26 protein-coding genes are annotated in these 25,336 nt (G+C 31.5%); 19 read left to right on the forward strand and 7 right to left on the reverse strand.

The window, feature by feature from the left end; translation table 11 throughout:
* The first annotated feature begins 66 nt into the window (after window positions 1–66).
* The 3 genes from ACTT9X_RS02140 (at window position 67) to ACTT9X_RS02150 (ending at window position 3,095) form a co-directional block, all read left to right on the forward strand.
* On the forward strand, window positions 67–663 hold the full coding sequence (locus ACTT9X_RS02140) for a TRAP transporter small permease (RefSeq protein ID WP_440934057.1): 597 nt from the start codon (window positions 67–69) through the stop codon (window positions 661–663).
* The gene (locus ACTT9X_RS02145; RefSeq protein WP_075504318.1) at window positions 663–1,952 is read left to right on the forward strand and encodes a TRAP transporter large permease; all 1,290 of its coding nucleotides are present in this window, start codon (window positions 663–665) and stop codon (window positions 1,950–1,952) included. The genes ACTT9X_RS02140 and ACTT9X_RS02145 overlap by 1 nt, the downstream gene beginning before the upstream one ends.
* 90 nt (window positions 1,953–2,042) lie before the next feature.
* Complete coding sequence (locus tag ACTT9X_RS02150; protein ID WP_440927502.1) at window positions 2,043–3,095, forward strand: TRAP transporter substrate-binding protein; 1,053 nt, start codon at window positions 2,043–2,045, stop codon at window positions 3,093–3,095.
* 40 nt (window positions 3,096–3,135) lie between these two features.
* On the opposite strand, the gene ACTT9X_RS02155 is transcribed toward ACTT9X_RS02150, so the two are convergent.
* On the reverse strand, window positions 3,136–3,606 hold the full coding sequence (locus ACTT9X_RS02155) for a tetratricopeptide repeat protein (RefSeq protein ID WP_440934058.1): 471 nt from the start codon (window positions 3,604–3,606) through the stop codon (window positions 3,136–3,138).
* A 120-nt stretch (window positions 3,607–3,726) separates the two neighbouring features.
* Here ACTT9X_RS02155 and ACTT9X_RS02160 point away from each other — a divergent pair, with 120 nt between their 5' ends.
* On the forward strand, window positions 3,727–4,944 hold the full coding sequence (locus ACTT9X_RS02160; protein WP_440934640.1) for a cytochrome-c peroxidase: 1,218 nt from the start codon (window positions 3,727–3,729) through the stop codon (window positions 4,942–4,944).
* A gap of 30 nt (window positions 4,945–4,974) precedes the next feature.
* The gene (locus ACTT9X_RS02165; RefSeq protein WP_440934059.1) at window positions 4,975–6,057 is read left to right on the forward strand and encodes a Gfo/Idh/MocA family protein; all 1,083 of its coding nucleotides are present in this window, start codon (window positions 4,975–4,977) and stop codon (window positions 6,055–6,057) included.
* Here ACTT9X_RS02165 and ACTT9X_RS02170 read toward each other — a convergent pair.
* The 4 genes from ACTT9X_RS02170 to ACTT9X_RS02185 are packed head-to-tail and all read right to left on the reverse strand — an operon-like array spanning window position 6,050 to window position 9,815.
* Entirely contained in the window at window positions 6,050–6,973 is a 924-nt protein-coding gene (locus tag ACTT9X_RS02170; protein ID WP_440934060.1) for an NAD(P)-dependent oxidoreductase, read from the reverse strand. The two genes, ACTT9X_RS02165 and ACTT9X_RS02170, sit on opposite strands and share 8 nt — an antisense overlap.
* A gap of 15 nt (window positions 6,974–6,988) precedes the next feature.
* Window positions 6,989–7,969 carry a phytanoyl-CoA dioxygenase family protein gene (locus ACTT9X_RS02175; RefSeq protein ID WP_440934061.1) on the reverse strand — a complete coding sequence of 327 codons (981 nt, stop codon included), beginning with the start codon at window positions 7,967–7,969 and terminating at the stop codon, window positions 6,989–6,991.
* 31 nt (window positions 7,970–8,000) lie between these two features.
* Window positions 8,001–8,870: a 2OG-Fe(II) oxygenase gene (locus ACTT9X_RS02180; protein ID WP_440934062.1), complete on the reverse strand. Its 870-nt coding sequence runs from the start codon at window positions 8,868–8,870 to the stop codon at window positions 8,001–8,003.
* Window positions 8,871–9,815 carry a ketopantoate reductase family protein gene (locus ACTT9X_RS02185; RefSeq protein ID WP_440934063.1) on the reverse strand — a complete coding sequence of 315 codons (945 nt, stop codon included), beginning with the start codon at window positions 9,813–9,815 and terminating at the stop codon, window positions 8,871–8,873.
* Between the two features lie 88 nt (window positions 9,816–9,903).
* Here ACTT9X_RS02185 and ACTT9X_RS02190 point away from each other — a divergent pair, with 88 nt between their 5' ends.
* Genes ACTT9X_RS02190 through ACTT9X_RS02200 form a run of 3 tightly spaced genes read left to right on the forward strand, consistent with a single transcriptional unit; the run spans window position 9,904 to window position 12,138 of the window.
* Entirely contained in the window at window positions 9,904–10,881 is a 978-nt protein-coding gene (locus ACTT9X_RS02190; protein ID WP_440934064.1) for a DUF1907 domain-containing protein, read from the forward strand.
* A 28-nt stretch (window positions 10,882–10,909) separates the two neighbouring features.
* Window positions 10,910–11,326, forward strand: coding sequence for a MarR family transcriptional regulator (locus ACTT9X_RS02195; RefSeq protein ID WP_440934065.1), 417 nt, complete (start codon window positions 10,910–10,912; stop codon window positions 11,324–11,326).
* On the forward strand, window positions 11,323–12,138 hold the full coding sequence (locus ACTT9X_RS02200) for a 3-methyl-2-oxobutanoate hydroxymethyltransferase (protein ID WP_440934066.1): 816 nt from the start codon (window positions 11,323–11,325) through the stop codon (window positions 12,136–12,138). The genes ACTT9X_RS02195 and ACTT9X_RS02200 overlap by 4 nt, the downstream gene beginning before the upstream one ends.
* Here ACTT9X_RS02200 and ACTT9X_RS02205 read toward each other — a convergent pair.
* A complete protein-coding gene (locus tag ACTT9X_RS02205) occupies window positions 12,135–12,929 on the reverse strand; it encodes an HpcH/HpaI aldolase family protein (protein ID WP_440934067.1) in 795 nt (264 codons plus the stop codon). The two genes, ACTT9X_RS02200 and ACTT9X_RS02205, sit on opposite strands and share 4 nt — an antisense overlap.
* Window positions 12,930–12,932: 3 nt before the next feature.
* On the reverse strand, window positions 12,933–14,375 hold the full coding sequence (locus ACTT9X_RS02210; RefSeq protein ID WP_440934068.1) for an NAD-dependent succinate-semialdehyde dehydrogenase: 1,443 nt from the start codon (window positions 14,373–14,375) through the stop codon (window positions 12,933–12,935).
* A gap of 92 nt (window positions 14,376–14,467) precedes the next feature.
* Here ACTT9X_RS02210 and iolD point away from each other — a divergent pair, with 92 nt between their 5' ends.
* The 11 genes from iolD (at window position 14,468) to ACTT9X_RS02265 (ending at window position 25,235) form a co-directional block, all read left to right on the forward strand.
* On the forward strand, window positions 14,468–16,312 hold the full coding sequence (gene iolD / locus ACTT9X_RS02215; protein WP_440934069.1) for a 3D-(3,5/4)-trihydroxycyclohexane-1,2-dione acylhydrolase (decyclizing): 1,845 nt from the start codon (window positions 14,468–14,470) through the stop codon (window positions 16,310–16,312).
* 6 nt (window positions 16,313–16,318) lie between these two features.
* Entirely contained in the window at window positions 16,319–17,473 is a 1,155-nt protein-coding gene (locus ACTT9X_RS02220) for a Gfo/Idh/MocA family protein (RefSeq protein WP_440934070.1), read from the forward strand.
* The gene (locus ACTT9X_RS02225) at window positions 17,474–18,496 is read left to right on the forward strand and encodes an NAD(P)-dependent oxidoreductase (protein WP_440934071.1); all 1,023 of its coding nucleotides are present in this window, start codon (window positions 17,474–17,476) and stop codon (window positions 18,494–18,496) included. It abuts the gene before it with no gap.
* Between the two features lie 22 nt (window positions 18,497–18,518).
* Complete coding sequence (locus tag ACTT9X_RS02230; RefSeq protein ID WP_440934072.1) at window positions 18,519–19,268, forward strand: ATP-binding cassette domain-containing protein; 750 nt, start codon at window positions 18,519–18,521, stop codon at window positions 19,266–19,268.
* Between the two features lie 2 nt (window positions 19,269–19,270).
* On the forward strand, window positions 19,271–20,284 hold the full coding sequence (locus ACTT9X_RS02235; RefSeq protein ID WP_440908068.1) for an ABC transporter permease: 1,014 nt from the start codon (window positions 19,271–19,273) through the stop codon (window positions 20,282–20,284).
* 119 nt (window positions 20,285–20,403) lie between these two features.
* Window positions 20,404–21,336, forward strand: a complete 933-nt coding sequence (locus tag ACTT9X_RS02240) for a sugar ABC transporter substrate-binding protein (RefSeq protein ID WP_440908067.1) — start codon at window positions 20,404–20,406, stop codon at window positions 21,334–21,336.
* A 73-nt stretch (window positions 21,337–21,409) separates the two neighbouring features.
* Window positions 21,410–21,871 carry an RbsD/FucU family protein gene (locus ACTT9X_RS02245; protein ID WP_440934073.1) on the forward strand — a complete coding sequence of 154 codons (462 nt, stop codon included), beginning with the start codon at window positions 21,410–21,412 and terminating at the stop codon, window positions 21,869–21,871.
* Window positions 21,872–21,874: 3 nt separating this feature from the next.
* Window positions 21,875–22,789, forward strand: a complete 915-nt coding sequence (gene rbsK, locus ACTT9X_RS02250; protein WP_440934074.1) for a ribokinase — start codon at window positions 21,875–21,877, stop codon at window positions 22,787–22,789.
* Between the two features lie 12 nt (window positions 22,790–22,801).
* Window positions 22,802–23,563 (forward strand): SDR family NAD(P)-dependent oxidoreductase, encoded by a 762-nt coding sequence (locus tag ACTT9X_RS02255; protein WP_440934075.1) that lies wholly within the window; start codon window positions 22,802–22,804, stop codon window positions 23,561–23,563.
* 18 nt (window positions 23,564–23,581) lie between these two features.
* The gene (locus tag ACTT9X_RS02260) at window positions 23,582–24,331 is read left to right on the forward strand and encodes an SDR family NAD(P)-dependent oxidoreductase (RefSeq protein WP_440934076.1); all 750 of its coding nucleotides are present in this window, start codon (window positions 23,582–23,584) and stop codon (window positions 24,329–24,331) included.
* Between the two features lies 1 nt (window position 24,332).
* Window positions 24,333–25,235, forward strand: a complete 903-nt coding sequence (locus ACTT9X_RS02265; RefSeq protein WP_440934077.1) for an ROK family protein — start codon at window positions 24,333–24,335, stop codon at window positions 25,233–25,235.
* Window positions 25,236–25,336: the final 101 nt, after the last annotated feature.

A 25,336-nucleotide genomic window follows, 5' to 3' on the forward strand; every position in this document is an offset into this window, starting at 1 on the left:
TTCTATAAAGTAAATTAGTTTTTTGATTAAAGTTGTATTTATTAAATATTTAAAATAAATTTAGTTGTGAATTTGACAATTAATATCCTACTATCTTTTTTTAAGATCCTTGAGAAAATAAATACTTTTTTTTTAAGAATTGGAAGACAGTTTGCATGGATAGCAATACTTTTGATGGTGATTGTCATCTTAGTACAAGTATTTTTTAGATATGTATTAAATAACGCACTGCCATGGCCCGACGAGGTTGCTAGATTTTTGATGTTATGGATGACAGGATTGATTGCACCATCTGCGTATAGATGGGGTGGATTTGTTTCTATTGATTTATTAGAAAGATTTTTACCAAAATTTATCTCCACATTATTAACTTTATTTTTATTAATAGTATCTCTTTTTGTCTTAGTAATAGGTTTAGAATTAGGATTTAAACATATTAATGCTGGATGGATATTTAATTCTTCATCGATAAAGATTCCTTTTCATTTAATTGGTGGTAAAGCAGAACCAATAAAATTAGCTTGGATGTATATGTCATTACCTGTGGGGATTATTTTTTTAATTTCTGTGAATATAGAATTAATTTTAAGAAATATTCTGACTAATTTTTCAAAGTTAGACTTGCCTGAAGATTACGATAAACAAAAGTTGGAGACACAATAATGTTAGTTTGGTTTCTTCCTTTATTTTTATTATTTTTGTTAATTGGTTTACCTGTTTTTTTTGGATTGTTAGCAGCACCAGGAATTTTGCTTTGGTTAAATGATCAAGCTAGAGATGGAGCTATGCTTTATAGAAATATATATAATGGAATAGATAGCTTCCCTTTGATGGCAATTCCATTTTTTATGTTAGCAGGGGAGTTAATGAACAGAGGAGGAATAACTCATCGACTTGTTGAATTTAGTCAAGCGATGATGGGTCACTTAAAAGGTGGATTGGCTCATGTCAATGTACTAACTTCAATGTTGTTTGCTGGTTTATCTGGTTCAGCTGTAGCTGATACTTCAGCAATTGGATCAATGCTTATTCCTGCAATGGAAAAACAAGGATATACAAAAAAATTTGCAGCTGCTATTACTGCAGCTAGTTCAGTAATCGGACCTATAATTCCACCCTCAGGGATAATGATTATTTATGCGTATGTAATGGGTGAGAGTGTTGCGGCATTATTTTTAGCAGGAATTGTACCTGGTATTTTAGTAGGAGTTAGTTTGATGGTCACAATAAAATTCATGGCCAAGAGATATAATTTTCCAGCAGTAACAGAAAAAACAACCTGGGGTCAAAGAGGTAAGGCATCTCTAAAAGCTTTTTTTCCTTTGATGACACCAGTAATAATTTTAGGTGGTATTCTTGGTGGAATTTTTACACCAACAGAAGCATCAGCTGTAGCAGCTGCTTACGCAATGTTTATCGGTCTATTTGTTTTAAAATCATTGAAATGGAAAGATGTTCCTAAAGTGATGACAAAAGCAGCGATGGTATCTTCTGTTGTACTTCTTTTAGTTGGTGCTGCAATGGCTTTTAAAACTGTAGTTAGCTTATCTCATGCACCTGAGCATCTTGCTGCGTTCGTTTTAGGATTAACTGACAACCCGTATGTTTTATTGTTTCTTATAAATATTTTATTATTTGTTGTTGGAATGTTTTTAGATGCAGGTCCAGCTATAATTATTTTAGGACCAATTCTTGGACCAGTTTTTGTTGAACTTGGAGTTCATCCTGTGCATTTTGCAATTATTATGTCCGTTAATTTAACAGTTGGTTTAGCAACTCCACCAATGGGTCTTGTGTTATTTGTTGCATCTTCTGTGTCTGGGGAAAGAGTAGAAACAATAGCAAAAGCTATATTGCCATTTTTAGCAGTAGAAGCTATAGTAATATTTTTAATAACATATTTTCCATCAATTTCGATGACGATACCTTTGCTTACTGGATTCGCAAAATAAATTTAATTTTTTTTTTACTAGTCGATAGACTCTCTAATTCAATTTAAGTATAGTTTTCATACATAAATATTTAATGAGAGGGAAATAATTATGAGTAAATTAATTAAATCATTTTTTTCATTATTATTCTTAATTAGTTTTACTGCATCTGTTTCAGCTGCAGATTATAACTTAAGAATGACAATGAACTCTAATGATCAAGATGAAGATTATGATGGTGCTGTGGTATTTAAAAACTACGTAGAAGCAGCTTCAAATGGAAAAATAGCTGTAGAACTATTTGTAGGTACGCAGCTTTGTTCAAAGGGTGCCGAGTGTTTACAAGGTGTATCTGATGGAAGTATAGATATTTACATTTCTACTTCTGGAGGTGCAGCAGGTGTATTCCCATATGTTCAAGTTTTAGATTTACCTTATCTAATGGCTGATGACAGAATTGCTGAAGATGTAATGCAAGGTGATTTTGTAAGAACAATGAGAAAAATGGCACTAAAAGATTCAAATGACTCAATTAGATTGATGACAATTGGAAATACTGGAGGATGGAGAAATTTTGCTAATACAAAAAGAAGAGTTGCAAATCCATCTGATATGAAAGGTTTAAAAATCAGAACGGTTGTAGCTGATTTACCTCAGGAGCTTGTAAGAGCATTAGGTGCATCCCCAACTCCTATTCCATGGCCAGAATTATTTACATCATTTCAAACTGGTGTAGTTGAGGGTTCTAAAAATGGAATTACTGACATAATGAACATGAAGTTTCCTGATGCAGGTCTTAAATATGTTACTTTAGACGGTCATGCATACATGGGAGCATTATGGTGGATGAATAATGCAAAATACGAATCTATGTCTACGGATCTTAAAAAGGTTGTGACTGATGGTTTTTATGCTTTACAACAAGCAACTTTTGCATCTCCTAAAAGAAAATCAATCAAAGCTTATGAAGACTTTGTAGCAGGTGGTGGAGATTTATATGTTCCTACGCCTGATCAAAAAGCTAGTTTTAAAAAAGAAGCTAGCCCAGTGTATGATTGGTTTAAAGCTAATGTTAAAGGTGGAAAAGAGATTTTCAACGCTTTAACTAAAGCGGTAGCGAGTGCAGAGAAAAGAGCATCGAGCGCATACAAAAAAGATTTGTAATTTCAAATGAATATAATGGGGCGGATTTTAGTTCGCCTCATTATCTAAAAGGATATATCCAAGATTTATAATCTTTTATGAGAATATGAGCTTTTTCAATTTGTTCAGGAGTCATTTTTTTAATAACTTCTTCCTGAGAAATTGCAGCATCAGGATCTCCACCAATAGCAGACAAACCATACCACATATAAGCTCTAACAAGATCGGGAGCAGGAAGTCCTCTACCAATTTCGTAATACCACCCAACACCAGATTGAGCACCAGGATGACCTTTCATGGAAGATCTGAGATACCATTCAAAAGCTCTAACATCATCTCTTTCAACACCGAGACCCATAGCGTACATAATACCAATAAGTTCTTCAGCATCAGCATTACCAGATCTAGCTGCTGGCATAAGTTCTTCCATAGCTTCTTTAAATTTTCCATCTTCCATCAAATCTCGAGCATTTTCTATTTCTGCAAAAACTATGGATGGAAGAAACAAAAGTATAAAAAGATATTTAAACATTTAAAAATAATAATATTTATAATTCCATTTTTAATTTCAGTAAATAAAACTTACGCAACTGATTTACCAAAACCATTAAAGATTGAAGATTTCCATCAAGTTGATATAGAAAAAGTTAAAATTGGAAGACTTTTATTTCACGATAAAATTTTATCTGCAAATCGAAATATTGCTTGCGCAACCTGTCATAGTCATGATCTAGGAGGTTCAGATGGACTTTCGTTAGGCATTGGTGAGGGAGGTCAAGGTATAGGATTAGAGAGAACTGCAGGTGAGGGCGATGATAAAATAAAAAAACGAATTCCAAGAAATGCTTTAGCTTTATGGAATTTAGGATTTAAAGATATTACAACATTGCTTCATGACGGAAGAGTGACTAAATCTGATATATTTGGTAATGGTTTTAATACCCCAGCGCAAGAACTACTTCCAAAAGGACTCGATAATATAGTTGCAGTTCAAGCTTTGTTTCCAATGACTAGACAGTTTGAGATGGCAGGAAATCCAGGTGAAAATGAAATTATAGGTTTAGTCTCAAAAGTTGGCAAAGATAGTATGAGAATTGATAGGGTATGGCCTGTAATTACAAACAGGATTAGAGGAATTCCAGAGTATGTTGAGTTATTTAAAAATGCTTTTGATGATGTTAATAGTCCTTTAGATATAAACATTACACATATTGTTAATTCAATTGCTGCATTTGAAATTCATGAATGGACATCTTTTGACTCTCCCTTTGATGAATATTTGAATGGAGATAAACAAGCTTTAACTTTAAAGCAAATAAATGGCATGAACTTATTTTATGGAAAAGCAAACTGTAGTTCTTGTCACTCAGGATCTTTGTTGTCAGATCAAAAATTTCATTCAATAGGAATTCCCCAATTTGGTCCTGGAAGAACCCGGCCTTTTGATCCCTATGCACGTGACGTTGGACGAATGGTTGAAACTGACAATATAAACGACATGTATAAATTTAAAACACCAGCATTAAGAAATGTTTCTTTAACAGCTCCTTACGGTCATAATGGTGCTTATCCAACTTTAAAATCAATAATTAAGCATCATTTAAATCCAATTAAAATGAATAAGAATTGGAAACCTGAATATGCAAATTTACCTAAGGCACCTTGGTTAGAAAAAATTGATTTTGTAACTTTTTCAGACAAAAGAGAACAAGACAGAATTCTATCAAGTATTGACATACAGCCTATAGAGTTGAATCATAAAGAAATAGATCAACTTGTTTCTTTCCTAGAATCATTAACTGGCAGAAGTGGAAATCAGAGACCGCTAGGTAAACCTGATAAAGTGCCAAGCGGGCTAAGTATTGATTAAGTTTTTAAATTAAACTGATACAAACAGAATATGAAAAAAATAAAATATGGAATAATTGGAGCAGGGACAATGGCTCGAGAACATATTTTAAATATATCTTTAATTGATAATGCTGAAGTAGTTGCACTTGCTGATCCTCATGAAGAATCATTAAATCAATGTAAAGAAATTATAAAAACAAAAGTTTTTTGTTTTAAAAATCATTTAGAAATGATTGAAAAAAATATTGTTGATGTATACTTAATTTCATCTCCTAACTTTACTCATATAGAAATCTTGAAAGATGTAATCAAAACTAAAAAACACATATTGGTAGAAAAACCATTATGCACTAATACAAAAGATTGTTTAGAAATAAAAAAACTTACAAAAGATTATCCTTCAGTATTTTGGACTGCGATGGAGTATAGATATATGCCGCCAGTTTCAAAGTTTATTAATGAAATTCATAATAATAAAATTGGGGATTTAAAAACTTTAACCATAAGGGAACATAGATTTCCTTTTTTAAATAAAGTAAATGATTGGAATCGTTTTGAAGAAAATACTGGTGGTACACTTATTGAAAAATGCTGCCATTTCTTTGATTTAATGAGGTTGATTATCCAAAGTAAGCCACTCAGTGTTTATGCAAGTGGTGGTCAAGACGTTAACCATTTAGATGAAGTATATAATGGAAAAAAACCAGACATCATTGATAATGCCTATGTGATTGTAAATTTTGAAAATGGAGCAAGAAGTTTGCTTGAGCTTTGTATGTTTGCAGAAAATTCTGACATGCAAGAAGAGCTTGTAGCCACAGGAAATAAAGGAAAAATTGAAACTTCAGTCCCCTCCGATGATTCAGGTAAAACCTCATCAAATATAAGAATTGGGATGAGAGATGGCAAAACACATGTTGAAAATATTGAAGTAGATAAAAAAATTCTTGAGGCGGGCCACCATCATGGATCTACTTACTACGAACACTTAGCTTTTTTGAAAGCTATTGAAAATAATTCAGATCCAGAGGTTTCATTAGAAGATGGTTTAATTGCTGTTTCTGTGGGAGAGGCTGCAGAGCAGTCAATAAAACAAGGTCGATTAATAAATCTAGAAGAAATAATTAGTTAAAAAAATCTGTAATTTTTTTAACTATAAAGTCACTTACTCTAATGTTTGACTCAGTTGTTACACCAGAAATATGAGGTGTAAGTATACAATTCATACCAGGTTTTATCATGTTGTAAAATTCACTCTCTATTGGTTCTTTTTCAAACACGTCTAGAGCAAAGCCAGAAATATTATTTTTGTTGTAAGCTTCAATTAAATCACTCTCATTTATTATACCTCCTCTAGAGGTATTTATTAAAATCGGTTTATTTTTCATTTGAGAAAATGACGATTTATTAATCAAATTTTTAGTTTCATCTGTTAAAGGCAGGTGTATGGAAATGATGTCTGATTTTTCATATATCTCCTTTAAACTTAATAATTTAGCATCAATTTCTTTATTATTTATTTCCTTAACATAAGGATCGTAAGCTAAAATCTTTAAACCATTTTTTGAAGAATACTCAGCAACTTTTTTCCCAATTGTGCCAAATCCTATTATTCCTAAATATTTTTGTTTTATTTCTATAGATTTAATGGTTGTTCTTGGCCATTCACCCTTGATAGTTCCATTATGAAACATTGGAATTTTTTTTATAAGAGACATTGATGAAGAAACGACATATTCAGCAACAGAATCTGCATTCATTCCTGTAGCTGGTTGAACATGAATATTTTTATTTTTGCAATATTCTGTATCAATATTGTCTAAACCAACACCCAGCCTTCCAATAAATTTTAATTTTATTGCATTTTTTAAAATATTTGAATTTAACTGAGTTTTATTTCTAACAATCAAACCATCATAATCTTTAACCATTGTTATTAGTTTTTTTTCATTTTCACATAATTTTTCATCATACATAACATCAAATTTTTTATTTAAATTTTCTAGACTATTTTGGTTGATGAATTCTGTAATTAAAATTTTAGTCATTAATTTTTTTAGATATTAAACTAAATTAGACAAGTCTCTTTTATTATTCTTGTACGTTGGCAAAGGATACTTAAATGCATGTTTTCCAATACGTCTTTCTTTAGCGTTCTCCCACAGAGATAACCATTGTTTAAAATTTTGAACTTTAAGATTTTTTTTATTTTTACTTCTAACATAAAAGTTTGGAAGCGGCTCCCTGCCTGATGGTTGTCCTGCAACATTATATCTTAAATCAGCACTAATTCTAAAATCATTTGATCTATTTGGTAATGAGCAATGAATAGAATGCTTGTGCAATAATATTATATCACCCACATTTGCCTCTAAATAAATGTGTTCCATTTCATCAAGCAATTTACTGTTTTTTAATTCCACCTGTCCTCTATATCCTGATACGTGGTTTAATAATCCCATTTTATTAATTTTTTTTACTGTAATCATACATCCATTCTTTTTAGTAGTTTTGGTGAAAGGAATCCACACTGTGACCATATCAGTTAATTTTTGTCCTTTAGAATTTAAAACGGCAGCGTCTTGATGCCATGGTGTTCTACCACTTAAGCCGTCATGAATTGATCCTTTTGGTAATTTTTTTTCAGGTTGTTTAATTCTAGTATTTTGAACAGGGTTAGACATTATTTCTTTACCTAAAATTTTTTCTACAACATCTAAAATTCTTTTATTTGTAATTAAATTCCATAATGATTGAGTAGCGAAATAATCACTATCTCTTTTAACATGGTCTCTAGGTAATCTTGTATTAAAATATTGATCTAGATCATAAATATTAAGTTTTGATATATATGAATATTTTCTTTTAAAATTTAGATTAAGAACTTTTTTAACCTCAGTTTTTTTTGCATACTTTTGAATGAGACAATCCATAACAAATTCCATATCATTAAGAACTGGTTTTAAGTCTCTTCTATAGTTAAGTACATTTTTAACAATTAAGTACCCATTCTCATATAATTTTTTTTGAAAAGTATTTGTCATTGTTAAAATTTATTTTATCATTGAAATAATTTCAATGGTTTGGTGCTGTGGTTAAATAGTTCGCGTCATGAAAAGAGGTCAACATTCTTTTTTTGTTGCTAACTATATGAGGATAATACGAGATTCCTTTATAATTCCATACAACTGGTTTGTTTAAAGCATAACTTCCATAAATAAAAAAACGTTTTGGACAATTTTTCTCTATAAAGCGCTTTACTCCATGATAGGAATTTGGAGTAGATTGAAAAAAAACAACAGTTCCTTTTTTGGGTGTAAAAGACTTAACTATTTCTAACTCGTTTATTTTTGGAAATCTTCTAAAACTCTTTCTTAAATTTTTTTTAGCCTTTTTCCTGTAGATAGTTAGAGAGCCGCCATTTTTTTTTGGTATGTCTGTTAGATAAATTAAGAAATTATATAACCTAGTTATATCATCCCTATGAGGCCTTAATCTATATCCTCCTTTTGATACCGAAAAATCAATATCTAAATTTACTTTAGGATTAGTATAATTATTACCCAATATTTTTTTTAATTCATTAGAATTTAATTTTTTTTTAATAGTGAACTTTTTAGGATTAAAAGATTTTGGTTTATATAAATTAACCCACGATCCATCTTTAAAATTTTTTGTAAAAAGATTTTCAATTTTTTTATAAAAAGTCTTGCTATTAAAAAGCTTAAAAAGTTTTGCAGAGTAAACAGAGTTTTTGATATATGAATTAAAATTTTTCGAACCTTTATTTATCCTACTTCTACCACCCATAATCATATCATCAAATGATTTAGAGTTACTTATTTCTTTAATTAATAAATTACAAATACCTTTAGAAACAACATTTTCACCAACTAAAACTGGAAAGTTACTTTTGATTTTTTTTAATTTATTTGTACCAAGCATTTAGCTGTACATACCTTCTTTCACTTTAATCATTTTATACATAAGGTCATTTAATGGTGTCTTAACACCATGTTTTTTACCTATCTTTGAAACCGCACCACTAATAAAATCTATTTCAGTTTTTCTCTTGTATTGAACATCAAAAGCCATTGATGACTTATTAGTTTGCATTGAATCTACAATTTTATTAAACATAAATAAGCATTCATCTTCAGAAACATTTACACCATCAGCAAGTGCAACTTCTCTAGTTTCTAAAATTATTTCTTTACCTAAACCACGAGATAATTCATTTGCTTTGTTGTTTATATACAAGTCCGTATGATGAAGATCAAAAATTGCAGACAAAGGTCCAATTGCTGTTAGAGCAAAAAGCTTCATCCATTTTCTTTTTTTTACATCTTCAGCCGCAATCATTTCCAAATTATGTGCAGTAAAAGTGTCAGCTATTTCTGTAATTCTTTCTGTTATTCCTCCTTCATATTCACCAATCCAAGATGGTAACGAACCATGATTCATTATATGACCTGGTCCTAAAATATTTGAAGCTTGAGTAGTTGTCCCACCAATTACTTTTTCATTACCTACAATACTCTGAATAATTGCTTCATGACCAATACCATTTTGAAAAGACATGAAGACTGTTTTTTCACCAATAATATTTTTAATACTATTTAGAGCTGGTTCTAATGCAGTTGCTTTACACATAACTATTACAGCATCTACTTTATCTAACGAAGATGGATCTGAAGTAGCTTTAACATTGATTACTCGGTCACCACCATGTCCATCCATTTTCAAACCATCTTTATTAATTGCATTTACATGTTCTTTCCAAACATCAATTAAAATTACATTTAAACCTTTTTCAGCAAGTAAACCGCCAAACAAGCAACCCATTGCTCCTGCACCAAGGACTGCTACCTTCAAATCTTTGTTAATCATCGTTACCTTTTTTAAAATTATTTATGTATAGAAATTATATATATTATCTATAGACAATATGCAAAATAAATTATAGCTTATTATCATCATGCAATTAAAAATAGAAAAAGGAACTTTTAAAAATTATCTACTAGAAGATATTTCAGATGCGTTAAGAAAAGGGTTGTCTGAAAATTTCAAAAACGTTGAGGTAGAAGTGGTAGATTGCCCAAATCTAAGAGATTGGGATTGTCCATCAGAAGGAATTAGTGGAAATCAGAAAATAATAGATGTTGGCGGAGAGCCTTATATGCATGATCCAAAATTTATTGGTGCAGAGTTTGACTATCAAGAAATATCTAAAATGATTGATTCTGAAAAATCTTATGCTTTAGGAGCTGGATCAGGTGCAATGTCATGTTTAGATGGTCATTGTGGAGAATTAGTTATTAATGAAAATTTAATAACTGAAGAGTCTAAATCAATAATAGCAAGAGTGAGTCCAGACAAAAAATGTATTGTTGAAAAGTATTCTGCAAAAAAACACGGTGGACTTGGAAACATTTATTATACAGACGGCAAACAAGGAAAAGTTATCAAAATTAAAATTAAAGGTAGAAATGGAGAACAAGGTTCTTTGCCTCAAGCAATGAGGTCTTCTTTATCAAAAAATTTAAAAATTAAAGATAATGAACATTTGTCTCTTGCTGGCGTATTTAGAGTATTAAATGGAAAAATAAGATCGCATGTGCAACCTGATTATAAAGATATTAAACACGAGTATTATGATCCAAAACAAATGAAATGTGTAAAAGATTTTCTTCAATTTTATGAGCCAGTTGGACCAAAATTACAATGTTATTCTATTCTTTGGACTGGTGATCCTACTGGAGGAGAATTGAATCTAAGAGAGTCTGGTGAACATACTCATTTTCATTCTTACGAACATGACAGAGATGCAGGACATTATCATTTTGATGTATCACCTGAAGAAATAGAATATGAAGGTTATTTTAATACCGCAACAGAAGTACATAGAGTTAATAACATTTATAAAGAACTATTAAGTAAAAATAGTATTGAATAGAAAACTCAATGAGTTTAAATTTATTTAAATGAAAAGACAGTTCAAGTATCCTAAGCACTTTGAAGAACAAAAAAAAATCCCAAAACTTACTCAAAAAAGAATTCAATTAGCAGAAATATCACTTGGAGATTTTGAAGGAAGATTAGCTAACGAATTATTGAATTGGTTTTCCTTAACCCCACAACATTGGATAATGTTACATATGGTTATGCTTGCTTATTACAAAAATAAATCAATAACTAAAAATCAATTACTTAAAGTAATTGAAAAATCATATTTAACCTCAAATGTTTACATCGATACTGCAATTAAAAAAGGTTATTTTAGAATTATAAGAAATGAGAGGGACAAGAGATCTATATTTATTTTACCTTCAGTAATTACCATTAAAACCTTTGAGGAGTTTATTGATAGGAGAGATATTCTATATAGAGGAATTAAATGAAGAATATCTATACTTGGGCTGCTAAACCGGCAAAACGAACTTTGACTGTTAGGGATTTAAAAGCAGCAAAAGGAAAAAGAAAATTTACACAAGTTACAGCGAATAGTGTTGAAGAAGCTGAAGCAGCCGAAAAAGCAGGCTTTGATATGATTATATCAAATGCAAAAAATGTACTTCCTGTAAGAGAAGGTTCAAAAAATTTATTTTTAACAGCTGCTTTGGTGTTGAATGAGTTTGTCACTGCAGAAGATATTATGCGTGGAGCTTTTAAAGCATTAGAGAATGGTGCGGATGCAGTTATGACACCAAGAAGTATGGACATAGTTGAACTGCTGGCTAAGGAAGATGTTCCAGTAATGGGGCATTTAGGTTTAGTTCCAAGAAAATCTACTTGGATTGGTGGCTTAAGAGCAGTTGGCAAAACTGCTGATGAAGCTTACGAACTTTTTCAAAAATTTAAAAGATTAGAAGATGCAGGTGCGTTTTCGGCTGAGTGTGAAGTAATACCTGAAAATGTAATGGGTGAAATTTCAAAGCGAACAGACATAGTTACTATTTCATTAGGTTCAGGTAAAAACGCTGATGTAATGTATTTATTTATGGAAGATATCTGTGGTGACACAGAAAATCCCCCAAGACATTCAAAAGCATATGGAAATTTATTGAAACTTAGAAATGAAATAAAACTAGAAAGAGTAAAGGCTTTGAAGGCTTTTAAAAAAGATTCTATGAATGGAAAATTTCCTGGAAAAAAACAATCCTCTAATTTAGAAGAAAAACAATTAGAGGAATTTTTAGAACAACTTGATTAGTAAGTTGAGTTATCTTCTTTTTTTGATAAAGAACCCTTCATTTTGTCTACTGTGGCTTTAGCACCAGCACTTAAAGCTCTCAAATCAGATGCTATAGTCACAAAATCAAAACCTTTTTCAATCATCTTGGTAGCATATTCTGTAGTACCGTTATGAATTCCTGCAAAAATATTATTTTTTTTAGCATGTTCTAAAATTCTTAAAATTTCAGAATAAGCTTTTGTAGTCTCTGACCTATCAAAACCAGGTTTTTCACCTATTGCTAAACTTAGATCTGCTGGGCCAATATAAATACCATCGACACCTGGTGTAGACATTATCTCATCAAGATTTTCTAAAGATTCTTTTGTTTCGATCATTGCTAATTTTAGTATTTCTTCATTAGCGTGATCAGCATAATCAGCTCCACCATAAATTAGACCTCGTATAGGGCCAAAACTTCTGTAGCCATCAGGTGGATACATGCATGCTTGAACAAAATTTTCTGCCTCTTTTTTATTGCTTACCATTGGACAAACAATTCCATAACAACCAGCATCTAAAATTTTCATAATTTGACCTGGTTCATTCCAGTTAACTCTAGCTAAAGGAGTTACATCTGTTGTTGATATTGTTTGCATCATTGGAAGTGCATTACTGTAATCAACTAAACCATGTTGCATATCTACTGTAAGAGAATCCCATCCTTGATGAGCCATTGCTTCAGCGGAGGCTGTGCTAGGAATGGCACACCAACCATTGATTACAGGCTTACCTTCCTTCATCATTTGTTTGATTTTATTTTTTCTCATTTTCTAGATTTTTAAACCCATGTGAGTGTATTTCACATTTAGATAATCTTTTATCGCACCTGAACCACCTTCACGTCCATAACCAGTTTGTTTTATTCCTCCAAACGGTGCCTCAGCAATAGCAACAACTCCAGTGTTTACTGCAACACAACCTGACTCTAATTTTTCAGATCCAATGTGAGCTTTGTCCATAGAGTTAGTGTATAAATAACTACATAATCCCAAGTCATTATCATTTGCTCTTTCAATTACTTCATCGAAAGTTTTAAAAGTTAAAATTGGAACTAGTGGACCGAAAGGCTCTTCTTTCATGATTGTAAAATTATCTTTAACGTCATCAAAGACTGTTGGTTCATAATAATATCCCTTATTGAAACCAGAGGGTTTTTGTCCACCCATTAACACTTTAGCTCCCTCCTTTTTAGTAGTTTCAACTAGTTTTTCTATTTCTTCCAATCTCTTAGCAGTAGTTAAAGGGCCCAGATCCACACCTTGGTCCATACCGTTTCCAATTTTTAATTTTTTTGCTCTTTCAATGAAAGCATTAACAAAATCCTCTTTTCTGTTTTCTTGGATATAAAATCTATTAGGTGAAATACAGACCTGACCGTTATTTCTAAATTTACCAGTTATTGCTATATCAGCTACTTTGTTCATATCTACATCTTCACACACAATAAAAGGCGAGTGTCCACTAAGTTCCATAGTAACTCTTTGAACTTTATCAGCTGCTTTTTTTAAAATAATTTTACCCACTCTTGTTGATCCAGTAACTGAAACTTTTTTAATTATATCCGACTCCATTAATTCATTTGATATTTCAGCAGGATCGCCTGACAAAAGACTAACGACACCATCTGGCACACCTGCTTCTTTGCAAATATTTACTAATTCCATTACAGCGCCAGGAGTAATTACATCTGGTTTACAAATTACTGAACATCCTGCAGCTAGGGCAGTAGAAATTTTTCTAGATGCTAAAACTATTGGGAAATTCCAAGGAACTAAAGCAGCAACAACTCCCACGGGCTGATAATAAACATGAACTCTAGTATCTGGAAATCTACTTTGTTGTGTTTGACCATAAATTCTTTTTGTTTCTTCAGCATTCCACTCAAAAATATCAGCTCCACCACCTACTTCACCAACAGCTTCTGCAAGAGGCTTTCCAACTTCAAGAGTTAACCATTTTGCTATTACATCCTTTTTCTCTCTCATCATGTCTGCAATTTTTCTAAGTACGTAAGCTCTTTGCCATGGCGCAGTATTTTTCCAAACTTCCAAACCTTTTTCTGCAGACTTTAATGCTTTTTGTACTTCAATAGATGAAGCTTTTGATGCTTTTCCAATTACTTCTTCTGTTGCAGGGTTGATTACGTCGTAAGTTTCTTTTTTTTCTGCTTGTTGCCACTTACCATCAATGAATTGTCCAAATTTTTCGTACATAGAATTTATTTTTAAGTTTACTTAGTTAGGTTTTTTAATTTATAAATAGAATTATATATAAACACTATACATATTAAAAGATAAACATATTAATGAAAAAAATTACTCTCACATGTGCTCACGCGATAGTAAAATATTTGATTGCTCAGAAAATATTAATTAATGGTAAAAAAGAACCGTTATTTCCAGGTGTCTTTGGGATCTTTGGACATGGAAATGTAGCTTGTTTAGGTCAAGCACTAGAAGAAAGTAAAAAAGAACTTCCAACATACAGAGGACACCATGAACAAAATATGGCTCTTACTGGAATTGGTTATGCTAGGGCAAAAAGACGACAACAAATTTTTGTAGCAACATCCTCTGTTGGGCCTGGTGCAACAAATATGGTTACAGCTGCAGCAGTTGCCTTGAGTAACAGATTGCCTATTTTGTTTCTACCAGGAGATACTTATGCAAACAGAATGCCAGATCCGGTGTTGCAACAAGTTGAGCATTTTAATAATCCTGGAATAACAGCTAATGATGCGTTTAAACCAGTTACAAGATATTTTGATCGAATAACTAGACCAGAACAGATTATTCAATCATTCCCAGCAGCAGTTCATACAATGTTAGATCCTGCAGACTGTGGTCCAGCATGTATTGCTTTAAGCCAAGATGTACAAGGTCAAACCTTTGATTATTCAGAAGAGTTTTTTAAAGAAAGAGTACATGCAATTAGAAGACCAAGACCAGATGAATTTCAAATTAAAGAGGCAGCAGAAAAAATTAAGTCATCTAAAAATCCAATTATAATTTCAGGTGGTGGGGTTTTTTACTCAGATGCAATGGAGGTGTTGAGTCAGTTCGCGATCAAACACAATATACCAGTTACACAAACTGTAATGGGATATTCTACAATGAAAAGTGACCATTCTCATTTTGCAGGTCAAATTGGTGGTTTAGGTGGAAAAAATACAAATACTTTAGCAAAAGAAACAGATTTAGCAATTGCAGTTGGAACTAAACTTGCAGATTTTACAACTGGATCATGGGCAAATTTTGAAAACAAAAATTTTAAACTAGTTTCAATAAATGTATCAAGATTTGATGCTAACAAACATTTAGCGCAAGCTGTCATTGGAGATGCTAAAGTTTCATTAACAGAGCTTTCACAAGTATTAGGTAGTTGGAAAGCTGGAGAAGAATGGAATAAAAAATCTCAAATTGAACTCAAATCATGGAATGACCATATAGATAAAGAGAGTGCGCCGACAAATCAAGAAGTTCCAAGTTATGTCCAGGTTATTGGTGCAATTTATAGAAACTCTGACCCAACAGATATTGCAGTTACCGCAGCAGGAGGCTTAGTTGGTGAAGTTGTTCAAGTTTGGAGACCTAGAGAATTAAATACTCATGAAACAGAGTGGGGTTTTAGTTGTATGAGTTATGAAATTTCAGGAGCACTTGGAATAAAAATGGCAAATCCAGATAAAGAAGTAATTTCTTTTGTAGGAGATGGCTCTTATCTTTTAAATAACACAGATATTTATTCATCAGTTATTACAAAAAATAAATTAATAATTATAGTTTGTGATAACGGTGGGTTTGCAGTTATCAATCGACTTCAATTATTTAAAGGTGGTAAAGAATATAATAACTTATTAAAGAGCTCTAATACTCCTGGATTAGTTGATGTTGATTTTGCAAAACACGCAGAAAGTATGGGAGCTAAATCTGAACATGTTAATTCAATTTCAGATCTTGAAGCTGCATTTAAAAGAGCAAAAGCATCTGATGTAACATACGTTATTTCAATTAAAACTCATGCTTATAAGTGGGTTGAGGGTTCTGCTTTTTGGGACAGTCCAACACTTGAAATTCCTAAAACTAAAGAAAATGAAGAGGCTTTAAAACTTTATAAAGAGGGAAAAGATAAACAAAGACAAGGCGTATAAATCTTTATGAATAAAATTTTTAAGGTCGGTCTTATAGGCTGTGGTCACATTGCCGAGACATACTTTAGAGGGCAACAATATTTTAATAATTTTAAAATAATTGCTTGTGCAGATATTGATCAAAAAGCAGCCAATAAATGTGCAAAATTATACAATATTAAATCTAAAACAGTTTCAGAAATTTTAAAAGATAATGAAATAGAAGTTATTTTAAATTTAACAATTCCACAGTCTCATTATTCAGTATCAAAAAAAGTTTTGAACTCAGGTAAACATGTTTATTCAGAAAAACCACTAGCAACTTATTTTGCAAAAGGTAAAGAACTTGTCTCACTAGCAAAAAAAAATAAACTTTATCTTGGAAATGCTCCAGATACATTTTTAGGTGGAGGAATTCAAAAAGCTAGAGAATTAATTGACTCAGATTTGATTGGAGAGATTAAACTTGGTAATGCAATTTTCGCATTTCCTGGAGTAGAGTCTTTTCATCCAAAACCTGAGTCTTGGTATAAAAAAGAAGGAGGCCCAGTAATCGATATGGGACCATATTTTTTTACAACATTAGTTAATTTACTTGGACCTGCAAAACAAGTTCAAGGAAGAACATTAACTGCTTTTAAAAAGAGAATTTATGGAGTGGGACCTAAAAAAAACAAATCATTTAAAGTGGAAACACCTACAACATATTTAGCGACAATCCAATTTCACAGTGGTGCTATAATTCAGGTAACACTCTCATTTGATGTAATTAATCATCAAAGAAACCATATGGAGCTTTATGGTACAAAAGGATCGATTATTGTTCCAGATCCTAATATGTTTGGGGGTTCTGTTTTTATTTCTGTTACAGAAGGTGGAAAATGGGGTGAACATAAAACAGACAAGATGCATTTAGGAAAAATAAACATAACATCATCTAGTGGAAGATCAAATGAAGCTGCTACAAATGCAAACTATCGGAGTGTTGGTTTATCTGAAATGTTATATTCTATTCAAAAAAACAAAAAACATAGGTGTTCAGGTGATTTATCTTTACATGTATTAGATATAATCGAGTCAACCATGAGGGCAGCTAACACAGGAACTCCTCAAAAAATAGAAACAAAATGTGATAGGCCAAAAAAATTTACTGAAGAAGAAGTAAAAAAAATTTTAATTTAGATGTCAAAACCAATTGTTATATCTGATCCTTTTCCAAGAACATTGGATCTGATTTTTACAAAAAAAAAATTAAAAGAATTAAAAACAAAATATAAAGTTTTAATAGCACCTAATAAAAAAAAAAAACAATTTTATGAAAACTATATTAATAAAGCTACTTTCATTATGGGTCAGCCAGACTTAGATAAAAAAATTTTGTCAAAAGCAAAAAAATTAAAAGCAATAATAAATGTTGAAAGTAATTTTATGAATAATGTTGATTATACTTATTGTTCTAAAAAAGGAATCCATGTAATTGCAACCTCTCCAGTATTTTCAAAGCCTGTAGCAGAAATTGCATTAGGAATGACACTTTCTTTATTAAGAAATATTCATAATGCTCATTTTGATTTTGTAAAAGGTGAAGAGAAATACGGATTAGAAAGTAATTTAAAAGCATCACTTTTATCAGGAAAAAAAATTGGATTGTTAGGATTTGGCGACCTAGCAAAATCGTTATATCCACTGTTGCTGCCTTTTACAAAAGATATAAATGTTTATGACCCTTGGTTGTCTAAGAACAAAATTAAAAGCTTTGGATTTAATCCAGTTAGCTTAAATAATATGTTTAAAACGTGCGAAATTATTTACGTATTAGCAGCAGTAACAACTAAAAATAAAAATTTAGTAAATAAACGTTTAATTAATAAAATGAAAACAAACTCATTATTTATATTGATGAGTCGAGCAGCAGTTGTAAATTTTAAAGACTTGATCACGAGAGTTAAAAAGGGAGATATTTATGTAGCTACAGACGTTTTTCCTGAGGAGCCAGTGAGAAAAAATGACCCAATCAGAAAAGTTAAAAATATTTTGTTTTCATCACACAGAGCTGGAGCTTTGACTGAGGCTTTTTTTGCCATGGGGGACATAGTTTTAAAGGACATGCATTTAATATCAAAAAATTTAAAACCTAAATTTTGTAAAAAGGCTGAATTAAAGACAGTAGGATTATTAGCTTCAAAACCAGTTGCAATTAATTGATATTTTAATAATTTTATAACTTATGTCACCAACTAGCAATCCACTACTAGAAGCAAGAGGAATAACAAAATATTTTGGAACCATAACAGCATTGGAGAACGTAAACTTAAAAGTTCACGCAGGAGAATGCTTAGGTGTTGTTGGAGATAATGGAGCTGGAAAATCAACTTTGATGAAAGTATTATCTGGTCTTTATAAACCTAGTGCAGGCTCATTATTCTTTCAAGGCAAAGAGGAAATTTTAGAAAGTCCAAGAGACTCTCAAAACTTAGGATTAGAAATGGTTTATCAAGATCTTGCACTAGCAGGCAACTTACCAATAGGAGAAAATATATTTCTTGGAAGAGAACCCACTAAAAATTTAGGATTTATAAAATTATTAGACTTTAATAAAATAAAAGAATTAACAAATGCTCATCTAGATAAATTAAAAATTAATGTAAAAAGTGCAGATCAAAAAGTAGAGGAACTATCAGGTGGTCAAAGACAAGCTGTTGCAATAGCCAGATCTACAGCTTTTAATGCTAAAGTAGTAATTATGGATGAACCAACTGCTGCATTAGCAATCAAAGAAGTGGGTAAAGTATTAGATCTGATTAATAGTTTAAAAAAAACAGGTGTTGGAGTGATTGTAATAAGTCATAGAATGGATGATATATTTACAGTATGTGACAGAGTAATGGCTTTGTTTCAGGGAACAAATTTTGCAGAAGCAAGTCTATCAAATACTTCTAGAGATGAAGTGATTGGTTGGATTATGGGAAAAAAATAAATATGGAAGATAAAGATAAAAAAATTGTAAGTCTTCATTTGAAACTAATGCCATATTTAGAAAAATATGGAATTCTTCTTTTATTAGTAATTATGATTTTGGTTATGCACATATTACAACCAGATGTTTTTTTATCTTGGAGAAATGTAACTAACGTTTTTAAACAAATATCTTGGCAGTCAATGTTAGCTTTAGGAGTATTTATGGTAATTGTGACTGCTGGAATAGATCTTTCAGTCGGTTCAATTATGATGTTATCTTTAATGATTTTAGCTGTAGTTGCTAAAGCTGGAGCACCTTGGTACATTGTGGTTATTACACCTTTGATTGCAGGGTTTTTGTGTGGTCTATTTAATGGTCTTGGTATCACCTTGCTTCGCATGCCTCATCCTTTTATAATGACTTTAGGTACACTTTATATATTTAGAGGAACTGGAAACCTAATCTCTGGTGGAACCCCTATAAGTGGTTTTACAGACGAAGTTAGGTACCTTGGTCATGGAAGAATTGATCTTCAATGGTTAGGATTAGAAAAATCGCAGTACCTTCCTGTAAGTTTAGTATTAATTGCAATTGTATATATAATTTTTTGGATTTTCTTAAATCATAGCAAAACTGGAAAATGGATTTATGCAATTGGAGGAAACCCAAATGCTGCTAGGGCATCAGGAATAAATGTTAACAAAATTTTAGTTATAGTTTATTCATTATGTGGATTTCTATCTGGCATTGGTGCTTTAATTTTAGCTGGCAGAACTGACTCGGGTTATCCCAACGCTGGACTTCAATCTGAACTTGATGCGATCGCTGCATGCATAATTGGAGGTGCAAGTTTTTTTGGTGGTAGAGGTACAGTTTTAGGAGTATTTGCAGGTGTAATGATCATGGGAATTTTAAGAAATGGTCTCAATTTGATGGATGTTAGTTCTTTTTGGCAGCAAGTTTTAATAGGCTCAATAATAGTTCTTGCAGTTTATATAGATGTATTAAGAAGAGATTTGGGAACTAGAAAGTAAATTATACGTACTTACACGCGTTAGTTGTATTCAAAATTGTCTTAACACCTTTATAAACAGTTGAACTCTTCTCATTTTTTTTATTTAATTTAGTTTTTAAATAACAATAGGGGAAATAAATGAAAAACTTAACACGAAAAATTGTTGTTTTTTTTACAGCAATTTTTTTATCAATCAGTTTAGGTTCAGTATCTTTTGCTGATGGACATGGTAAAAAAATCCTATTCAGTATTAAAGGTCCTGGATCTGGAAATCCTTTTTGGGCATCTGTAACAAAAGGTGCTGAAGAGGAAGCTAAAAAACTAGGCGTTAAATTAATTTTAATTGCACCTCCTCAAGAGGGAGATGTTCAGGCACAGATAAACCAAGTTGAAGACCAATTAGCGAAAGGTGTTGATGCTTTAGCGCTAGCACCAGGAGATCCAAATGCGTTTGCTCCGATCGTTGATGATGCTATCAAAAGTGGAGTTCCAGTTGTATTCGTTGATACAAAGGGAATTAACGAAGGAGTAACTTTTATTGGAACGAACAATATGAATGGTGCAGAGTTAGCTGCAAAATTTATTTGTGATAAAACTCCTAAAGGTTCAGATGTTGCAATTTTAACTGGTATCGAGTCACAATCTACAGCGTTGTTAAGAAGAGATGGCGCTATAAAAGGTTTTAAAAATTGTGGATTAAACATTGTTGCAACCCAAACTGCTGAGTGGGATACTGCAAAAGGTAGATCTGTAACAGAGTCGATCATTTTAAAAAATCCAAACATCAAAGCAATATTTGCTTCAAATGATAATATGGGCTTAGGTGCTATGCAGGCTCTTAAAGATGCGGACATGAATGATGTGGTTGTGGTAGGATTTGATGCTACACCAGATGCAGCTACAAGTATCTTAAAAGGAGAGATGACAGCAACAATTGCTCAGTTTTCTTATAACATGGGTGCATATGGGGTTAAATATGCGCTTGAATTAGCTAATGGTGGAAGTATTGATCCGAATATCGATACTGGAACACAATTAGTAACAAAAGAAAACGCTAACGATTTTAAATAATCGATAGATATATAATTTAAAAAAAAGGGTGGAATTTAATTCCACCCTTTTTTTTTATGTAATATAATAATTCATGCTTATTAAAATTGATCCAGTATTAAGCCCAGATTTACTTTTTCATTTAAGATCTATGGGTCATGGAGAAAAACTAATATTAGCTGATGCTAATTTTCCAGCAAATACTACAAATGATAAAGTGATAAGATTGGACGGAGTTGGTATAAAAGAAGCAGCCTCTGCTATACTTTCAGTTTTTCCACTTGATAGTTTTATAAATTCAAAGGGAGGGTCTCCAGCTTTGAGAATGCAAGTAGATGACAAACCTGAAGAGTTAACTGAAACACATAAAGAATTTATTGATATTGTAAAAAAAGTCTCTGGTGAAAATTGGAATGTAGGATCAATTTCAAGACAAGAATTTTATGAAGAGGCTAAGAAGGCTTATTGCATAGTTACAACAACAGATGCTAGACCATTTGGTTGTTTTATAATTACCAAAGGAGTCATTTTACCTGACGGAAACGTTTGGACTTAAAAAATGAAAACCATATCAGTATTTGGTGTATTTGTAGCAGATCTTTGCTTTATAGCTAATGCAATCCCTGAAAAAGGTCAAACAATTCTTGGTTCAAAGCATATTGTTGGGCCAGGTGGAAAAGGGTCAAATCAAGCAATAGCTGCCGCTAAATTAAAAGGGAAAGTAAGTTTTATAACAAAAATAGGTAATGATAAAAATGGTGAGATGGCTTTAAATTTATATAAATCATTGGGCATGGATATTGCTTCTATTATTAAAGATAAAAATAACTCAACTGGAGTTGCAGGAATAATGGTCAATGAAAAAACAGGAGATAACGCAATAAATATTATACCTGGTGCTGCTGGAACACTAACTAATGATGATATTGAAAAAAATTTAAATTTTATTGCAAATACAGATATATTTTTAACACAACTGGAAACACCATATGATGTTACGAAATATGCATTAACTAAAGCTAAAGAAAATAAATTGACCACAATATTAAATCCAGCACCTGCATGCCAAATTAATGATGATGATTTTAAATTAATTGATTTTTTTACACCTAATGAAACTGAGGCTGAATTTTATTTAAATAAAAAAATTGAAACTGAAAAAGACATAAAAATTGCCTCAGAAGAATTTTTAAAAAAAGGCACTAAAAACGTGGTTATAACTTTAGGGGAAAAGGGATGTTATTTTGCAAATAATAAAGAAAACTTTTTCATGGATGCATTTAAGTTTAAAGAACCAGTACTAGATACTACTGGTGCAGGAGATGCTTTTAACGGTGCTTTGGCTGTTGGGTTATCAAAAGATTTAGATATTAAAGAAGTGTTAACTTTTGCGAATAAGGTTGCAGCAATTTCAACCACAAAACAAGGTGCAGCTGCCTCAATGCCATCAATGGAAGATTTAAAGAATTATTAATATAATTTCAAAATGAAAACCGAATATTTTGATCTTAAAAATAAAAGAGCGTTAGTATCAGGTGGAGCCTCAGGAATAGGCGCATCAATTGTTGAGCATCTTTGTGAGCAAGGAGTTGAAGTTTATTTTTTTGATATAAATAAAAATGAAGCCAAAAAAACTATAAACAAAATTAAAAAGAAAAAATTTAAAACCCCTTCATTTGTAGAATGTAATATTAAAAATATTAAAAAATATAAATTATCAATTTTTGAAATTATAAAAAAAAAAGGTCCTATTGATATTTTAGTAAATAATGCTTCTAACGACCAAAGACATAGTTTAGAGAAAATTACAGAAAAATATTGGGACGATAGAATGGCGATTAATTTAAAGCATTATTTATTTGCAATTCAGGCAGTTAAAAAAAGCATGATAAAAAACAATGGAGGATCAATAATTAATTTAGGTTCAGTTAGTTGGTTAAGAGGTGCAGTGATGTTTCCAGCTTATAGCACAGCAAAGGCTGGTATCCACGGTTTAACAAGATCTTTAGCAAGGGATTTAGGGAAATATAATATAAGAATTAATTCAATTGCTCCCGGTTCTATTGCTACTGAAAGACAATCAAAATTATGGCTTAATCCAAAATTTAAAAAAGAAATATTAAAAAATCAGGCTTTAAAAAAACAACTTTTACCTAAGGATGTTTCTAAAATGGTGCTATTCTTAGCTTCAGAAGTATCATGGGGTTGTACAAAGCAAAATTTTACAGTAGACGCTGGTTTGATTTAAAATAAGTTTTTAAAAAATATGATTAAATTTGATCTAAACAATAGAGTTGCAGTTGTAACTGGTGGAGCCCAAGGGTTTGGGCTAGCAATAACAGAAAGATTTATCGAAGCAGGTGCTAAAGTTGTGATTTGGGATATTGACAAAAGTGCTGCTAAAGAAGCTCTTGATAAAGTAAAATCAGAATATCTTAGTCATGAGGTAGTAGACGTCACTAATTTTGAATTAGTAAATAAAAATTTAGAGGAAATAGAAAAAAAACATGGAAAAATAGATATTTTTGTTAACAACGCAGGTATTGCAGGAATGAACACTACAGTGGCCGAATATCCTTTAGATGAGTGGAAAAAAGTAATGAATTTAAATTTAAATTCTGTTTTCTATTGTTGTAAAGCAGTTGTTCCATTTATGTTAAAAAATGATTATGGAAGAATAGTTAATATTGCATCAATTGCTGGAAAAGAAGGCAATCCTAATGCAAGTGCATACAGTACATCTAAGGCAGGAGTTATAGGTTTAACAAAATCTCTAGGTAAAGAACTGGCACAAAAAAATATAGCTGTAAATTGTGTAACTCCAGCAGTAGCAAAAACAAGAATATTTGACCAAATGACAGAAGAACATATTAATTACATGTTATCAAAAATTCCTAGAAATAAATTTGCTAAGGTTGAAGAATTAGCCTCCTTAGTAACTTGGTTAGCTAGTGAGGAGAATTCTTTCTCCACAGCAGCTGTTTTTGATTTGAGTGGTGGAAGGGCTACTTACTAATATGCAAGTAGGTATTGATGTTGGAGCTACTAAAATTGAAAGTGTAGTTCTTGAAAATGATGGAGAAGAAAAACATAGATCAAGAATATCATGTCCAAAAGATTATACTCAAATTGTAACTGCCATAAGAGATATACATAAAAAATTAGAAAAAGAATTTAAAAAAGAGCTCCCAATTGGAGTTTGTCATCCAGGAGTACATTCACCCCAAACAGGATTAGTTAAAAATGCTCCAAATATAACATGGTTAGAAAAAAGACCTTTTCAAAATGATTTACGTAAAGCACTTGGAAAGGAAGTTTTTTGTGAGAACGATGCTAATTGTTTTGCTTTATCTGAGGCTATAGATGGATCAGGAAAACATTATAAAATTGTCTATGGTATTATTTTAGGATCTGGCGTTGGGGGTGGATTAGTAATAGATAAAAAAATTGTCAGCGGCCCTAACGGCGTTGCAGGTGAATGGGGCCATAATCAAATACCATATTTTGCTGCTAAGAAAGAAAAATTTGACTCCAGCAACACACGTGAAGCAGAGATTGAAAGTTTTTTATCAGGTTTAGGTCTAGCTAAAAGATTTAATAAGATTTATGGAAAAAGTTTAAAAGCTAATGAAATTTTTGAATTAAATAGAAAACATGATTTGGATGCAGAAAGATTTATTGATGATTTCAAGGTTAATTTAGCAATGTCACTTTCAAGCATCATAAATATTTTAGATCCAGATGCTTTTGTTTTTGGAGGTGGTGTTTCAAATGAAATTGATTTTTTACATGAAGTAGATTCATTGGTAAGAAAATTTGTAATAGGACGGGAATATGAAGGAGTCTTTTTAAAACCAAAATATGGTGATGCTAGTGGTGTTCGTGGTGCTGCAAGATTAGGAAGAAGCGCGACATATTAAGGCTTCAACTTTTAATTGAATTTATCTTTTTAATTATTTTTTTTAATTAAAAAAAACATTGTAAAATATAGTTAAAAACCAATATCAATCTTTAGTTGTAT

It is taken from the genome of Candidatus Pelagibacter sp. (assembly GCF_052049855.1).
Taxonomy (GTDB): Bacteria; Pseudomonadota; Alphaproteobacteria; order Pelagibacterales; family Pelagibacteraceae; genus Pelagibacter.

What these genes read in the sequence shown, in the direction of transcription:
- ACTT9X_RS02265 (WP_440934077.1), top strand. Translation starts at nt 24,333, where the DNA reads ATGCAAGTAGGTATTGATGTTGGAGCTACTAAAATTGAAAGTGTAGTT.
- ACTT9X_RS02245 (WP_440934073.1), top strand. Translation starts at nt 21,410, where the DNA reads ATGCTTATTAAAATTGATCCAGTATTAAGCCCAGATTTACTTTTTCAT.
- ACTT9X_RS02210 (WP_440934068.1), bottom strand. Translation starts at nt 14,375, where the DNA reads ATGTACGAAAAATTTGGACAATTCATTGATGGTAAGTGGCAACAAGCA.
- ACTT9X_RS02170 (WP_440934060.1), bottom strand. Translation starts at nt 6,973, where the DNA reads ATGACTAAAATTTTAATTACAGAATTCATCAACCAAAATAGTCTAGAA.
- ACTT9X_RS02155 (WP_440934058.1), bottom strand. Translation starts at nt 3,606, where the DNA reads ATGTTTAAATATCTTTTTATACTTTTGTTTCTTCCATCCATAGTTTTT.
- ACTT9X_RS02260 (WP_440934076.1), top strand. Translation starts at nt 23,582, where the DNA reads ATGATTAAATTTGATCTAAACAATAGAGTTGCAGTTGTAACTGGTGGA.
- ACTT9X_RS02240 (WP_440908067.1), top strand. Translation starts at nt 20,404, where the DNA reads ATGAAAAACTTAACACGAAAAATTGTTGTTTTTTTTACAGCAATTTTT.
- iolD (WP_440934069.1), top strand. Translation starts at nt 14,468, where the DNA reads ATGAAAAAAATTACTCTCACATGTGCTCACGCGATAGTAAAATATTTG.
- ACTT9X_RS02145 (WP_075504318.1), top strand. Translation starts at nt 663, where the DNA reads ATGTTAGTTTGGTTTCTTCCTTTATTTTTATTATTTTTGTTAATTGGT.
- ACTT9X_RS02150 (WP_440927502.1), top strand. Translation starts at nt 2,043, where the DNA reads ATGAGTAAATTAATTAAATCATTTTTTTCATTATTATTCTTAATTAGT.
- ACTT9X_RS02200 (WP_440934066.1), top strand. Translation starts at nt 11,323, where the DNA reads ATGAAGAATATCTATACTTGGGCTGCTAAACCGGCAAAACGAACTTTG.
- rbsK (WP_440934074.1), top strand. Translation starts at nt 21,875, where the DNA reads ATGAAAACCATATCAGTATTTGGTGTATTTGTAGCAGATCTTTGCTTT.
- ACTT9X_RS02205 (WP_440934067.1), bottom strand. Translation starts at nt 12,929, where the DNA reads ATGAGAAAAAATAAAATCAAACAAATGATGAAGGAAGGTAAGCCTGTA.
- ACTT9X_RS02225 (WP_440934071.1), top strand. Translation starts at nt 17,474, where the DNA reads ATGTCAAAACCAATTGTTATATCTGATCCTTTTCCAAGAACATTGGAT.
- ACTT9X_RS02195 (WP_440934065.1), top strand. Translation starts at nt 10,910, where the DNA reads ATGAAAAGACAGTTCAAGTATCCTAAGCACTTTGAAGAACAAAAAAAA.
- ACTT9X_RS02165 (WP_440934059.1), top strand. Translation starts at nt 4,975, where the DNA reads ATGAAAAAAATAAAATATGGAATAATTGGAGCAGGGACAATGGCTCGA.
- ACTT9X_RS02175 (WP_440934061.1), bottom strand. Translation starts at nt 7,969, where the DNA reads ATGACAAATACTTTTCAAAAAAAATTATATGAGAATGGGTACTTAATT.
- ACTT9X_RS02220 (WP_440934070.1), top strand. Translation starts at nt 16,319, where the DNA reads ATGAATAAAATTTTTAAGGTCGGTCTTATAGGCTGTGGTCACATTGCC.
- ACTT9X_RS02230 (WP_440934072.1), top strand. Translation starts at nt 18,519, where the DNA reads ATGTCACCAACTAGCAATCCACTACTAGAAGCAAGAGGAATAACAAAA.
- ACTT9X_RS02190 (WP_440934064.1), top strand. Translation starts at nt 9,904, where the DNA reads ATGCAATTAAAAATAGAAAAAGGAACTTTTAAAAATTATCTACTAGAA.
- ACTT9X_RS02255 (WP_440934075.1), top strand. Translation starts at nt 22,802, where the DNA reads ATGAAAACCGAATATTTTGATCTTAAAAATAAAAGAGCGTTAGTATCA.
- ACTT9X_RS02235 (WP_440908068.1), top strand. Translation starts at nt 19,271, where the DNA reads ATGGAAGATAAAGATAAAAAAATTGTAAGTCTTCATTTGAAACTAATG.
- ACTT9X_RS02185 (WP_440934063.1), bottom strand. Translation starts at nt 9,815, where the DNA reads ATGATTAACAAAGATTTGAAGGTAGCAGTCCTTGGTGCAGGAGCAATG.
- ACTT9X_RS02180 (WP_440934062.1), bottom strand. Translation starts at nt 8,870, where the DNA reads ATGCTTGGTACAAATAAATTAAAAAAAATCAAAAGTAACTTTCCAGTT.